A 13,587-nucleotide genomic window follows, 5' to 3' on the forward strand; every position below is an offset into this window, starting at 1 on the left:
AGCCTCCTCCCCCGCCTGAAACGGAGGAGGAAATCTCGGCCGCAGAGATACTGGAGGTCTATGCTTCCAGCTTCTGCAGGTGGCTTTCCAGGATCGGGCGCAGGTGCTTGTGCTGCTGCGGCAGCTTCAGCGCCTCGCCGAGATGGGCAATCTCCTCGTCACGGCCAAAGCCGGGCTCGTTGGTGGCGATCTCGAACAGAACCCCACCCGGTGTCCGGAAATAGATCGCCCAGAAATAGTCACGATCGATGACCGGAGTGACGTGATAGCCGGTGTCCATCAGGGCCTTGCGCACCTCCAGCTGCTTTTCGCGATTGTCGACCGCAAAGGCGACATGGTGGACGGAGCCGGCGCCCTGTGCCGCGCGATTGACGTTCGGCAGCGTTTCGAGATCGACGAGGCTCGCGCCGTTGCCGCCGGGCACGATCAGCCGGGTGACGCCATCCTTGCGGTCGATTTCCTCGTAGCCCATGAATTTGAGCAGTTCGGCGGTGGCGCCTTCGTCGCGCAGCCGCATGGCAACCGAATGGAAGCCCCGGATCGCGTGGTCCTCTGAAATGCCGCCCTCAGTCCAAGGTGTGCGCGGATCGTCCTTTGCCTCGACCAGAGCGAAGCCGTCGCCATCGGGGCCGGCAAAGTTCAGGCGCTTCTCACCGAATGTTTCCTCATCCTTGAGGCCGGTGACGCCAAGCGTGCTCAGGCGATCCCGCCAGAAGCCGAGCGAACCGACGGGAACGGAGAAGACGGTCGTCCCGACCTCTCCGGTGCCGGCGCGACCACGCGGCATCTGCGGAAACGGGAAATAGGTCATCACGGTGCCGGGCGTCCCGGTCTCGTCGCCATAGTAGAGGTGGTAGACGTCCGGCGAATCGAAGTTCACTGTCTTTTTCACGCGACGCAAGCCGAGCGTGCTCGTGAAAAACTGGTTGTTGGTGCGGGCGTCGTCCGCCATCGACGTGACGTGATGCAGGCCCTTGATCTGGTCGAGCATTGTCATATTCCTTTCTGCCCGTCTCCAATCGGGCTCGTTGATGACGCATAGATGCGCTCTTCCCCTCCTTTGCGAAAGGCTGAGGCGGACAAACGCATTGTCAACGCTGCGTTGACATACTCAGCTGCTCGTTGAGAAAAATCGACAGCGATGAGTGACTTGCCACCGGTTGAGCGGATGCCTACCATCGACTAAATCGGTCATCCGAGAAGAACGCATGGAGGAGGAGCCAGGCATTCTGTGAAATACCGTTTTGTGCTTGTGCTCTGCCTTATGCCATTCATCGCTCTGCTTATCGCCTGGCAGGGCAATGCCATCGCTACGAGACGCTACATGCAGGAGGCCTCAGCGCAGGCGACGACGACGCTGAGGCTTGCTGTCTCCGCGTTGAGCGGCCACCTCAATCGCTACCAGGCGCTTCCCGCGCTGATCGCGGATCACGATGACGTCAAGGAACTGGCCACGCGGCCACAGGACCGGCGGCTTCGCGAAAGCGTCAACAGCTATCTGAAGGAAATCAACAAGCTCCTCAGGTCCTCCGATATCTATGTCATCACCCCCGATGGCGACACGATCGCTGCAAGCAATTACGACGGTCCCGCAAGCTTCGTCGGGCAGAACTTCAGCTATCGCCCCTATTTCCAGGACGCCCTGAAGGGAGTCCAGTCCCGCTTCTATGCGCTCGGCACGACGTCGCTCAAACGCGGCTATTATTTCGGCTCGCCGATCCGTATCGGCAGAGAAATCCGCGGCGTCATTGTCTTCAAGGTCGATATCGAGACCATCGAGGCCTCCTGGCAGGGAGGCGAGTACAAGCTGTTCGTTTCCGACCCCGAAGGCATCATTTTCATGAGCGGCAGTCCGGAATGGCTTTACGCCGGCATCCTGCCGCTCACGCCCGAGCGGCTCGCGCGCACCGAAGCCTCGCGCCGCTATGCCAACGCCGTTCTGCGTCCGCTGCCGGTGTCGCGCAGCAGGCTTTTCGATCACCAACTGATGCGGATTGCGACGGGTGATGCGAGCCGGGAATACCTCGTTCTTTCGCAATATATGCCGGAAGCCGATTGGACCGTGAACGTGTTGATCGATACGGCGTCGGTCAAGACGCGGGCCATGACCGCCGTCGCCGCCGCGATGCTGCTTTGCGGGCTGGCCGGTCTCGCAGTCGCCGTGCTCTTGCAACGCCGCGCGCGCCTCAGGGAGCGCTTGCTGATGCAGGCGCAAGCCCAGAGCGAGCTTGAGCGCCGCGTCGAAGAGCGCACCGCAGATCTCGCACGCGTCAATACCCAGATCGAGGAGGAGATCGCCGAGCGAAGGCTTACGGAACAACAATTGCGCCAGACCCAGGCAGATCTCATCCAGGCGGGCAAGCTCGCCGGCCTCGGCCAGATGTCGGCGGCGCTCTCGCACGAGTTCAACCAGCCACTTGCAGCCGCCAAGACCTATGCCGACAGTGCTGCGCTCTTGATAGAAAGGGGGCGGACGACCGAAGCGAGCGACAATATCAGGCGCATTTCCGGCCTCATCGACCGAATGGCGTCCATCAGCAGGCATCTGCGCAATTTTGCCCGCAAGCCTAATGAGAAGCTTGGCCCCGTGCCTCTCGACGAGGTCATGCGCGACACGATGGAAATTGTGGCGGCTCGGATCAAAGCAGCAAACGCCAAGGTGAACATCGACCTCGGCGACGCACCTCTTGTCGTCCGGGCGGGTTCGGTCCGGCTACAACAGGTGCTCGTCAACGTTATCTCCAACGCCGCCGACGCAGTCGAGGGCCTCGATGATCGTGTGATTTCGGTTAACGCCTGGCGCGAGGGCGACAAGGTCGTGATCACGATCCGTGACCGTGGTCCCGGCGTGGCATCCGCCATTGCCGAACGCATCTTCGACCCGTTCTTCAGCACCAAGGGCGTCGGCAAGGGCCTCGGCCTCGGCCTTTCCATCTCCTACAATATCGTCAAGGATTTCGGCGGCAACCTGACCGTTTCCAATCACGTCGAGGGAGGCGCCGTGTTTCGCATCGAGCTTGCGGCGAGCAGCCGGACCAAGCGGGAGGCCGCCGAATGACCGAAAGCCGGGTCCTGCTCGTCGACGACGAAGACGAGCTTCGCCATTCGAGCGCCCAAGCACTCGAGCTTGCGGGTTTTCGCGTCGATACGTTCGCCAGCGCCGAACACGCGCTCGAATTCATCGGTTTCAGCTTTTCCGGTGTCGTCATCAGCGACATTCGCATGCCGGGCATGGACGGAATGACCTTTCTGCAGCGTATTCGGGAAATCGACGCCGAAGTGCCGGTGATCCTCGTGACCGGTCACGGCGACGTCCAGCTCGCCGTGCGAGCGATGCGCGAAGGCGCCTATGATTTCGTGGAAAAACCCTTCACGGCGCAAATGCTCGCCGGCACCATCCGCCGCGCGCTCGAGTGGCGCGGGCTCGTGCTTGAAAACCGCCGCCTGAGAGCGGTTGCGGGAAAGCGCGACGATATCGAGCAACGGCTGCCGGGGCGAAGCCAGGCGATGGTCGACCTGCGTTACAAGGTCCGCGCCATCGGCGCGTCCGACGCCGATACGCTGATCATCGGCGAAACGGGTGTGGGCAAAGAGGTCGTGGCGCGCGCACTCCACGATCTCAGCAGCCGCGCCAACAGCCCCTTCATCGCCATCAACTGTGCCGCCCTTCCGGAGACGCTGATCGAGAGCGAGCTATTTGGGCACGAGCCTGGCGCGTTTCCTGGCGCGTTGCGACCGCGCTACGGCAAGTTCGAGCACGGGCGCGGCGGCACCATCCTGCTCGACGAGATCGGCTCCATGCCCTTCGACCTCCAGGCAAAGTTCCTACGTGTGCTGCAGGAACGGGTCATAACCCGGCTCGGCTCCAATGAAGTCGTGCCGCTCGACGTGCGCTTCATCGCCACCAGCAAGGTCGATCTGGAGCGGGAGGTTGCTGCCGGTCGGTTCCGCGCCGATCTTCTCTATCGGCTGAACGTCGCGACTCTGCGCGTGCCGCCGCTTGCCCATCGCCGTTCCGACATTCCGCTGCTTTTCATGCAGCTGGTGCGCGAATCCGCTGCGCGCTACGGCCGCGACGACGTCGAGATCTCCCCTGCTCTGGCGTCGGAAATCGCGGAACGCGACTGGCCCGGCAACGTTCGCGAACTTCGAAACGCAGCCGAACGGTTCGTGCTCGGGCTCGAAGCCGAACAGGACGATGCGACTTCCGCCCGACCGAACGGCACGCGTCTCGCCGACAAGGTTGCCGCCTTCGAAAAGAGCCTTATCGCCAGTGCGCTTGCGGCCCATGGCGGGGCACTGAAGCCCGTCTACGAGTCTCTCGGGATCTCGCGCAAGACGCTCTATGAGAAGATGCAGAAATTCGGGCTCGACAAGAGGCTTCTGGCGGCAGAGGCACGACGCGACGACGATATGTGATGCGCTCAGACGTTGGAACGGGATGCGGGCGCCGGGCCGCTCCGCATCTCTTCGCCGCGTTCAAGTGAATCCACGATCTCGACAGGTGTCTTCATGATGATTTCGCGATGCGGGAACGGGATTGAAATGCCGGCGGCCTTGAACGCGTCCCACAATGCCATGAGGACCTCGCCGCGGACGTTCGTCAGCCCGTTGCTCGGATCGGAAATCCAGAATCTCAGTTTGAAATCGAGCGACGATGAACCGAATGCGGTCATCCAACAGACCGGTTGAGCGTAGGTACTGGCAACCCGCGGAATGGCTTTCGCTGCCTCGACCGCGATGCGCGCAACCTCGTGCGGATCGCTGTCGTACGAGGTCCCAAAACTGACGTCGATGCGGACATACTCGCTGGAAAAGGACCAGTTCACGACCTGCTGGGAAATGAAGTCTTCGTTTGGGATGAGGTACTCCTTTCCATCTCTCGTGATGACGGAGACGAAGCGGGAGCGTAGGTCGCGGATCGCGCCGAAGGTTTCTCCAAGCGTAATCGTGTCGCCCGGCTTGATCGACTTGTCGAGAAGGATGATGATTCCGGATATGAAATTGGAGACCACTTTCTGAAGGCCGAAACCGATTCCGACGCCGACGGCACCCGAAAAGACCGTGAGTGCCGTCAGGTCAATGCCTGTTGCAGATAGGGCGACAGCGCCGGCCAATCCGATCAAGCTGATCTTGATGAGCTTGCTGATGAGGACCTTGAGCGATGGCGTGAGATCCGCGGACTTCTGTAACCAGTGGGACGACATGTTGCCGATCAGGACGGCCAGCCAGATCAGCGCGGCAGAAAGGACGATGGCCTTCAAGACCAGCAACATCGAAAGACGGGCAGCGCCGAGGTTGACGGCAATGTTATCAAGGGCCGTCAGGATCATGCCATCCAGTCCAAGCGCGTAAAGTGCAAAGTAGAGCCAACCGGCGACCGCAACGACCCGTGCCAGCATTTGGTTTCTGATTATGCGTGTGAGCACCGCGATCACAAACCACGCCGCCACAAGCGTAAGGGCTGTGGCCACCAGCCACCGGTACGAAGGCCATCCAAATCGCAACAGAACGACATCGGCGATCCACAGCCACGCAATCAAGAAAAGCCATCGCAGCCGCCGCATGAAGGCGATGATGACGCGAAGCAGATCCGGATTTCCCTTGATGGTGCGCGCGCGGGTTTCCAACGCCGGCTCAATGCGTTTTGCCAGGAAACCGCAAAAGAGGTAACCGGTTGCAATCACGACGGCCTGATAGACCGTCCACTCGTTCAGAACGACAGTCTGCAGCCAAGATCCGGCAGCGTTGACCGCCTCTACGAAATCCATAGCCTTTCTCGTCGAAATTTCCGCAGGGGCAACCCCGCGGCATCGAGTTCTCTTGGAACCGAATGCTCGGACATTATGGAAAACTCGGACGAGGCAAGGATGGTTCCTGACCTGGGCAAGCGATAGGAACCGGAGGACCGTCGGCCTTTGGGCGAAATTTCCGGATCGGCTCTTGGCTGCCTTCACGGCGGTCTGTTTTGCCGTCACCTGATGATAATGGCTTCGCGACCACCCGTCGAAGTGGCGTGATAGAGGCAAAGACGCGACTGTCGCGTCTCTGCAGTTCAAGCTGCGGGTTTCAGACGTTGAAGGCGGCCCCGATCAGCGTTTTGGTATAGGGCTCCTTCGGCGCCTCGAAGATCGCGTCCGTTTCCCCCTCCTCGACGATGCGGCCGTTCTTCATCACGATCACATAGTCCGACATCGCCTTCACGACGGAAAGATCGTGACTGATGAAGATGTAGGAGAGCCCATACGAACGCTGCAGGTCACGCAGAAGCTCGATGACCTGCCCCTGCACCGAGCGATCGAGCGCCGAGGTCGGTTCGTCGAGGATCACGACCTTCGGCTTCAGGATCATGGCGCGGGCGATCGCGATGCGCTGGCGCTGCCCGCCCGAGAACTCGTGCGGATAGCGATTGCGCGACGCCGGATCGAGGCCGACCTCCTTCAAGGCCGCGATCGCGCGGCGATCCCGCTCGGCCCGGTTGAGCCCGGGTTCGTGCACGTAGAGACCTTCGGTGATGATCTCACCGACCGTCCGGCGCGGTGACAGCGAGCCGTAGGGGTCCTGAAAGACGAGCTGGAGCTCGCGGCGCAGGGGCCGCATCGCGCTGCGGTCGAAGCCGGAAATATCGGTCATGCCGAAGCGATAGTGTCCCTTGCTCGGCAAGAGTCTCAGCAGCGCCCTGCCCAAGGTCGATTTGCCCGAACCGGATTCGCCGACGATGCCGATCGTCTGGCCCTGCCTCAGGCGCAGATTGACGCCATCAACGGCGCGAAACACCCCAGTCGAGCCTCGGAACAGCCCGCCGCCGATCGCATAGTCGACCGCGACGTCCCGGCCTTCCAGAATAATGGGCGCGGTTTCCGGCGGCGATGCCTTGCGTCCGCTGGGCTCGGCTGCAAGCAGCATCTTCGTATAGTCGGCCTTCGGTCGTTCGAAGATGTCAGCCGTCGTGCCGTGCTCGACGACCTCGCCGCGACGCATAACGGCAACACGCTCGGCAAAATGCTTCACGATGCCGAGGTCGTGCGTGATCAGCACGATTGCCATGCCGAAACGCTTCTGCAGCTGCTTCAGGAGATCGAGGATCTGTGCCTGGATGGTGACGTCCAGCGCGGTCGTCGGCTCGTCGGCGATCAGGATATCCGGCTCGTTGGCGAGCGCCATGGCGATCATCACGCGCTGGCGCTGGCCGCCTGAGAGTTCGTGCGGATAGCTGTCGATGCGCCGAGCGGGCTCAGGGATGCCGACGAGCTCAAGCAGTTCCATGACGCGCTTGCGCGCCTGCTTGAATGTTCCACCGCGGTGATGGACGATCGGCTCGGCGATCTGCCGCCCGATCGTGTAGAGGGGATCGAGCGATGTCATCGGCTCCTGGAAGATCATCGTGATCTTCGAGCCGCGCACGTCGTTCAGCGCCTTTGGCGCAAGACCGACAAGCTCGCGGCCGCGATAGCGGGCCGAGCCGGTCACGGTGCCGTTCGTCGCCAATAGTCCCATGATGCCCATCATGGTCTGGCTCTTGCCGGAACCGGACTCGCCGACGACCGCCAGCGTCTCGCCGGCACGGACATCGAGATCGATGCCTTTGACGGCCTCTACAGTGCCGTCCGGTGTCGAAAAATCCACCTTAAGACCGCGGACGGTGAGAATGGATTCCTTCATGTCTGGCATGTCAGCGGTCCTTCGGGTCGAGCGCATCGCGCAGGCCGTCGCCGACGAAATTCAGCGAAAACAGCGTGACGACGAAGAAGATGGCCGGGAAGATGAGCAGCCACGGCGCCGACTGGATATTGTTTGCCCCTTCGGAGATGAGCGCGCCCCAGCTCGTCAGCGGTGCCTGCACGCCGAGGCCGAGGAAGGAGAGAAAGCTCTCGAGCAGGATGACCTTCGGCACGACGACGGTGACGAAGACGATCACCGGGCCGATGGTGTTCGGGATGATGTGACGGCGGATGATCTGCCAGTCGGTAAGACCGAGCGCCTGGGCCGCCCCCACGAACTCGCGCCGCTTGAGCGCCAGCGTCTGCCCCCGCACGATACGCGCCATATCCAGCCATTCGACGGCGCCGATCACCAGGAAGATCAGGATGAAACTGCGGCCGAAGAAGACGACGAGCACGACGACGAGGAAGACGAAGGGCAGCGAATAGAGGATCTCGACCAGACGCATCATGACATTGTCGACACGCCCGCCGATATAGCCTGAGGTCGCCCCGTAGACCACACCGATGCCGAGCGAGACGAGGCTCGCGAGGAGACCGACGGCGATCGATATCTGTCCGCCGAGCATCACGCGAACGAGCAGGTCGCGGCCATTCGAGTCGGTGCCGAAGGGGAAATATTCGCGATCCACCTGGCCCTCGACCTTAAGGGTGCGGCCATCATCTTCGGTGGCGACGACCTTCGTACCTTCAAACTCGTTGGCCCTGTCGAAGTACCGCGTCGCGCGCGGGTCGATCGGCTGATCCGAGGTGACGGTGGCGGTGAAGCCCTCGCCTTCGACCGCGAATTCCTTGAGTGTCACGCGAGCGCGGGTGGCGACACCCTCCATGACGTCCTGAAGTGTCGAGGCGTCCGGCCGCGGCTCCAGGCTCGGGCCGATCGAGACATAGGACGGAAAGACCTGGTCGTAAGTGTGCGGCGAGAACAGCGGTCCGACGAACGAAAACAGCGCAATCAGCGCCAGCATGACACAACCCGCCATGGCGGCACGATTGCGGCGGAATCGGAGCGCAGCAAGCTGGAAGAGGCTACGCCCCTTGGTTTCCGGCGTGGACGCCGGCGCTTGGACGATATCAGTCATGGCGAACCCTCGGATCGAGCAGGCCGTAAAGAATATCGACCAATAGATTGAAAACGATCACGAAAATGGCGACGAGGATCACGGTGCCCATGACCAGCGTATAGTCGCGATTGATTGCGCCAAGAACGAAATAGCGGCCGACGCCGGGAATGGTGAAAATCGTTTCGACGACTGCCGAGCCGGTTAGAAGGGCGGCCGCACAGGGCGCGAGGTAGGAGACGACCGGCAACATCGCGCCGCGCATCGCGTGCGTCACCACGACCGCGCGGGACGGCAGGCCATAGGCCTTGGCGGTACGGATGTGGTCGGTGTGGAGCGCCTCAATCATCGATCCGCGGGTAAGCCGGGCGAAGACGGCGAGCTGCGGCAGCGCCAGGGCAATCATCGGCAGGATCAGGAAGCGGAACGATCCGTCCCCCCAGCCGCCCGCCGGCAGCCACGACAGGACGATTGCGAAAACGAGTGTCAGGACCGGGCCGACAACGAAGTTCGGAACGGTGACGCCAATCGTCGAGACCGCCATGATCCCGAAGTCGAGGATGCTGTTCTGCCTGAGGGCTGCAATGGTGCCGGCGATCACACCACCGATGACGGCCAGAAGCAGTGCGTAGAAGCCGAGCTCCATCGAATAGGGCAGGCCCTTGCCGATCAGCTGCGCGACATTGTTGTCATGGTAGATGTAACTCGGACCGAAGTCGCCCGTCACCGCATTGCTGAGATAGATAACGTATTGGCGCCAGAGCGGCTCATCGAGGTGGTAGGTCCTCATCAGGTTCTCCATAGTGGAGGGAGGGAGAGGACGCTCGAGATTGAAGGGGCCGCCGGGGGCAAACCGCATCAAGAAGAAGGATATGGTGACGACGATGAACAGCGTCGGCACCGCACTCGCCAGTCGGCGAAGGATGAAGGGGATCATGGATGTGCTCCGAAGGCGACGCGCGGCAGCTGGCCGCGCGTCGCCTCAGTTCGTTATTCGGCGACGCTCAGGAACTTGCTCAAGTGCGCATTCGGCCCATTATCCTGCCAGCCCTTGACGCGGCTCGAGACGAGCCACAGGTCTGCCTGGGTCAGGAACGGCGCGATCGGCTGTTCCTTCATCAGCAGGGTCTCTGCTTCATGGAGGATCTTCGAGCGTGCCGCCGGATCCTGTTCTTCATAGGACTTCTTCATCAACGCGTCGAATTCGGCGTTTTCGAAGTGTCCATAGTTGAAGGTCTTGTTGGTGCTGAGGCTCAGCGCCAGGAAGTTTTCAGCATCCGCATAGTCGGCAACCCAGCCGGCACGGGCGACGTTGAACTTGCCGCCTTCCTGCAGGTAGGCGTAGTGCGACGACACGTCGAGGTTCACCAGCGAGACCTTGGCGCCGAAGGTGTTCTTCCACATGTCGGCAACAGCCGTTGCAACACGTTCATGGTTCGGGTTGGTGTTGTAGCGGATTTCGATGTTCAGCGGCTTGCCGCCCTCACCGTAGCCGGCCTCCTTCATCAACTCGATTGCCTTGTCCTCGCGGTCGAGCTGCGACATGTCGGCAAAATCCGCCTTGGCGGGTTCGCCGTAGCTCTCGATACCCGGCGGCACCATCGAGTAGGACGGAAGCTGCGAACCGCTGTAGATCTCCTTGGCGAGGAAGTCGCGGTCGACCGCCATGGACAGCGCCCGGCGAACGCGAACGTCGCTATAGGGTTCCTGCCGCGTGTCGAAAGCATAGTAGTAGGTCGCCAGCGTCGGCGAGACATGGACCTGGTCACCGTAGGACGTGCGCAGCCGCTCGATCTGGTCGGCCGAGAAGTTGTAGGCGAGGTCCATTTCCTTTGCTTCGAAGCGACGCACCGAGGCGGCCTGGTCGTCGATCGGATAGAAGATCACCTTGTCGAGCTTGACGTTGGCGGCATCCCAGTAATTGGCGTTCTTCTCGACCGTCAGGCTGTCGTTCGGCACATGGGCGGTCAGCTGGAACGCACCGTTCGAAACCATCACGCCCGGTTTGACGAAATCGGCGCCGTTCTTCTCGACGCTTGCCTTGCTGACCGGAAGCGCGGTCTGGTGCGCGAGCAGCTCCAGGAAGAAGGGCGTCGGGCGCTCCAGAGTGATTTCGAACGTCTTTTCGTCGACGGCCTTCACGCCGAGCTGGTCGACCGGCACTTCGCCCTTGTTGACCTTTTCGGCATTCTTGATCGGGAAGAGAATGTTGGCGTATTCGGCGGCAGTCTTCGGATCCTCCACACGGCGGAACGAGAAGGCGAAGTCTTCGGCCGTTACCGGCGAACCGTCCGACCACTTGGCATCGGCGCGCAGCTTGAAGGTGTAGACGGTGCCGTCATCCGAAAGCTCCCAGGTTTCGGCGGCACCCGGAATGATCTTGCCGGCAGCGTCGTAGATCGTCAGGCCTTCATAGAGATCCTTGAGGATGAACTCTTCGATGTTGATTGACGTGTGGGCCTGGTCGAGCGTCTGCGGCTCGCCGGCGTTACCGCGATGAAGCACCGCTTCCGCGAGTGCAGGGCTTGCGCCGATCAGCAGCGAGCCAAGCAACGCTGCGGCGCTGAGTTTAAGTTTCAGTGAGGTCATTGTTTTTTTCTCCTTCCCCTCGTTTTGGGTTGTGATCGCAGGAGAGAAGGGCAAATTCTCAACAAAGGCAAGGCGCTTTGTGCGGAAAATTGCATCCTCCTCTATAGAACGTCATTTTCATAGACGCATAAGTTGTATTTCGTTTGCGGTGGTTTTCGTCGCTTTTGCGACTTCGATCAGGCTGAACAGCGATCGCCGGAATGGCAGACTGTAACGTTTTAGATCGGATTCAAACATCGACACTTCTCCTCTTGGAAACGTCCTGAAAAGGGCGTCATGCAAAGTTCGTGAATTGATGCGGCACTTTACGTAATATGCGAAAAAATTTGCGGCACCTGTCGCAATCTTTTTGCAACATCATGCTTCCGCGCCGATGGCGCCACTGCGTCAGCGATGTGCGATTTGGACGCCGGCGCCTATCGCCGGCCACCGATATCTGCTCCTGTTCCCCGCTCCGTGCGCCACCGTGTCAGCACCACCAGAAAGCGAAAGCCGCGATTTCTTACCGTGCAATTTCTCATCCACAGCAAAATCCGCTGACGCACGTCCATCAAGTGCCCGGCCGTGCCGCTGCCCCCGTTGCCAAAAGACCCGCATGAATTATTGTGCCCCTGGCTTGGTGCGGCAACGTCCGTTCCAGGTCCGTCGGAGGGTGCTCAAAGCCGTCTTCGATGACCTCGCGGGCGGGCGCTGTTCTCAGCCGTGCCGCCTATCCATGGCGCCCGGAGTGGAGGCGTCCAGCATCAGGGAGATCTCGAATGGCATTGATCACATTGCGGCAACTGCTCGACCATGCAGCGGAGAACAATTATGCGCTGCCAGCCTTCAATGTGAACAATCTAGAATATATTCAGGCCGTCATGCGAGCCGCCGACGCAACGGACTCTCCGGTGATCCTGCAGGCGAGCCGCGGCGCGCGTGCCTATGCCGGCGACGCCTTCCTGCGCCATCTGATCCTCGGAGCAGCCGAGGAGTATCCGCACATCCCGGTCTGTCTGCATCTCGACCACGGTGACCAGCCGTCCACCTGCATTTCCGCCATCACCAACGGCTTCACCTCCGTGATGATGGACGGTTCGCTCGAAAAGGACGGCAAGACTGTTGCGAGCTACGAATATAACGTCGCGGTAACCGCAGAAGTCGTGAAGATCGCCCATGCGGCGGGCGTTTCCGTCGAGGGCGAGCTCGGCTGCCTCGGCAACCTCGAAACGGGTGCCGGCGACAAGGAAGACGGCCACGGGTTCGAAGGCAAGCTTTCCCGCGAGGAACTGCTGACGGATCCGGAACAAGCCTTCGATTTCGTCTCGAAAACCGGCGTTGATGCTCTTGCCGTCGCGATCGGCACAAGCCACGGCGCCTACAAGTTCACGCGCGAGCCCGACGGCGAGATCCTTTCGATCGACACCATCGCAAAGATCAACAGGCGGCTGCCGAACACCCATCTCGTCATGCACGGATCGTCATCGGTCCCGGCCGATCTGCAGGAGCTTTTCAATGCCTATGGCGGCAAGATGAAGAAGACCTGGGGCGTGCCGGTTGCAGAAATCCAGAAGGCAATTCCGCTCGGAGTCCGCAAGGTCAACATCGACACCGATCTCCGCCTCGCCTTCACCGGCGAAATCCGCAAGCATCATCTGGAGCATCCGGACAATTTCGACCCGCGCAATTACCTGAAACCCGCGATCGCACGCATGACCGAGGTCTGCAAGGAGCGCTTCGAGGCATTCCGTGCCGCCGGCCAGGCCTCGAAGATCAGGGTGCTGCGCCTGCCGGAAATGGCCAAGCACTACGTCAAGGCCGCCTGATCAAGACGGCGGGCGGCGATCGAGGCGCTGCGCGTAGCATCCAGGCGAGCACTTACAAACAACAAAGGTAAAGTTGCGACGCGGTGTGCCTGAAAAGCACGCTGAGTTGCTTTTTTGCGGAGTTCAGCCTTGGCGCCCCACGCGCGTCTCGTGTTCGTAGAGCTGATCCATGCTTAGCGATGCGACGTCGGCCAATGGCGTCTGGCTTTTCACACGGCCGCTGCCGAGCACCACCACGTCGTCGCAGAACGAAATCGTGCTGCGATGATGGCTGATCACGATGGTCGTGCGCCGGCCGGCCCTTAACCTCAACGTCTCGACGATCGCGGCCTCCGACAGACCGTCGACAGCGTTGGTGGCTTCGTCGAGGATCAGAATTTGCGGGTCGCGCACCAGGGCCCGGGCGAGTGC

General features: G+C 61.1%; 9 protein-coding genes and 1 pseudogene. 3 read left to right on the top strand and 7 right to left on the bottom strand.

Annotated elements, in window-relative coordinates; genetic code table 11:
- Positions 1–58: 58 nt before the first annotated feature.
- On the bottom strand, positions 59–991 hold the full coding sequence (locus QN219_RS17500) for a VOC family protein (RefSeq protein ID WP_284001026.1): 933 nt from the start codon (positions 989–991) through the stop codon (positions 59–61).
- Positions 992–1,231: 240 nt separating this feature from the next.
- On the opposite strand from QN219_RS17500, the gene QN219_RS17505 reads away from it, so the two are divergent.
- The gene (locus tag QN219_RS17505) at positions 1,232–3,058 is read left to right on the top strand and encodes a sensor histidine kinase (RefSeq protein WP_284001027.1); all 1,827 of its coding nucleotides are present in this window, start codon (positions 1,232–1,234) and stop codon (positions 3,056–3,058) included.
- A complete protein-coding gene (locus QN219_RS17510) occupies positions 3,055–4,419 on the top strand; it encodes a sigma-54 dependent transcriptional regulator (RefSeq protein ID WP_284001028.1) in 1,365 nt (454 codons plus the stop codon). The genes QN219_RS17505 and QN219_RS17510 overlap by 4 nt, the downstream gene beginning before the upstream one ends.
- Before the next feature lie 5 nt (positions 4,420–4,424).
- Here the strand turns inward: QN219_RS17510 and QN219_RS17515 are convergent, their stop codons facing one another.
- The 5 genes from QN219_RS17515 to QN219_RS17535 form a co-directional block, all read right to left on the bottom strand.
- The gene (locus QN219_RS17515) at positions 4,425–5,771 is read right to left on the bottom strand and encodes a mechanosensitive ion channel family protein (RefSeq protein ID WP_284001029.1); all 1,347 of its coding nucleotides are present in this window, start codon (positions 5,769–5,771) and stop codon (positions 4,425–4,427) included.
- 298 nt (positions 5,772–6,069) lie between these two features.
- Positions 6,070–7,671 (bottom strand): ABC transporter ATP-binding protein, encoded by a 1,602-nt coding sequence (locus QN219_RS17520; protein ID WP_284001030.1) that lies wholly within the window; start codon positions 7,669–7,671, stop codon positions 6,070–6,072.
- 1 nt (position 7,672) lies between these two features.
- Positions 7,673–8,803 carry an ABC transporter permease subunit gene (locus tag QN219_RS17525; protein ID WP_284001031.1) on the bottom strand — a complete coding sequence of 377 codons (1,131 nt, stop codon included), beginning with the start codon at positions 8,801–8,803 and terminating at the stop codon, positions 7,673–7,675.
- Positions 8,796–9,719 carry an oligopeptide ABC transporter permease OppB gene (oppB, locus tag QN219_RS17530; protein ID WP_284001032.1) on the bottom strand — a complete coding sequence of 308 codons (924 nt, stop codon included), beginning with the start codon at positions 9,717–9,719 and terminating at the stop codon, positions 8,796–8,798. The genes QN219_RS17525 and oppB overlap by 8 nt, the downstream gene beginning before the upstream one ends.
- A 53-nt stretch (positions 9,720–9,772) precedes the next feature.
- Positions 9,773–11,371: a peptide ABC transporter substrate-binding protein gene (locus tag QN219_RS17535; protein ID WP_284001033.1), complete on the bottom strand. Its 1,599-nt coding sequence runs from the start codon at positions 11,369–11,371 to the stop codon at positions 9,773–9,775.
- Between the two features lie 758 nt (positions 11,372–12,129).
- Between QN219_RS17535 and fba the strand changes: the two genes are divergently transcribed.
- Entirely contained in the window at positions 12,130–13,176 is a 1,047-nt protein-coding gene (fba, locus tag QN219_RS17540; RefSeq protein ID WP_284001034.1) for a class II fructose-bisphosphate aldolase, read from the top strand.
- 123 nt (positions 13,177–13,299) lie between these two features.
- Here fba and QN219_RS17545 read toward each other — a convergent pair.
- Positions 13,300–13,587, bottom strand: a pseudogene (locus QN219_RS17545) (ABC transporter ATP-binding protein); the annotation flags it as partial.

It is taken from the genome of Sinorhizobium sp. 8-89, from assembly GCF_030124325.1.
In the GTDB taxonomy this organism is placed as follows: Bacteria; Pseudomonadota; Alphaproteobacteria; order Rhizobiales; family Rhizobiaceae; genus Sinorhizobium.

Excerpts from the sequence above, each read along its gene's own strand:
- QN219_RS17500 (WP_284001026.1), bottom strand. The coding sequence starts at position 991 with ATGCTCGACCAGATCAAGGGCCTGCATCACGTCACGTCGATGGCGGAC.
- QN219_RS17535 (WP_284001033.1), bottom strand. The coding sequence starts at position 11,371 with ATGACCTCACTGAAACTTAAACTCAGCGCCGCAGCGTTGCTTGGCTCG.
- fba (WP_284001034.1), top strand. The coding sequence starts at position 12,130 with ATGGCATTGATCACATTGCGGCAACTGCTCGACCATGCAGCGGAGAAC.
- oppB (WP_284001032.1), bottom strand. The coding sequence starts at position 9,719 with ATGATCCCCTTCATCCTTCGCCGACTGGCGAGTGCGGTGCCGACGCTG.
- QN219_RS17525 (WP_284001031.1), bottom strand. The coding sequence starts at position 8,803 with ATGACTGATATCGTCCAAGCGCCGGCGTCCACGCCGGAAACCAAGGGG.
- QN219_RS17520 (WP_284001030.1), bottom strand. The coding sequence starts at position 7,671 with ATGCCAGACATGAAGGAATCCATTCTCACCGTCCGCGGTCTTAAGGTG.
- QN219_RS17510 (WP_284001028.1), top strand. The coding sequence starts at position 3,055 with ATGACCGAAAGCCGGGTCCTGCTCGTCGACGACGAAGACGAGCTTCGC.
- QN219_RS17515 (WP_284001029.1), bottom strand. The coding sequence starts at position 5,771 with ATGGATTTCGTAGAGGCGGTCAACGCTGCCGGATCTTGGCTGCAGACT.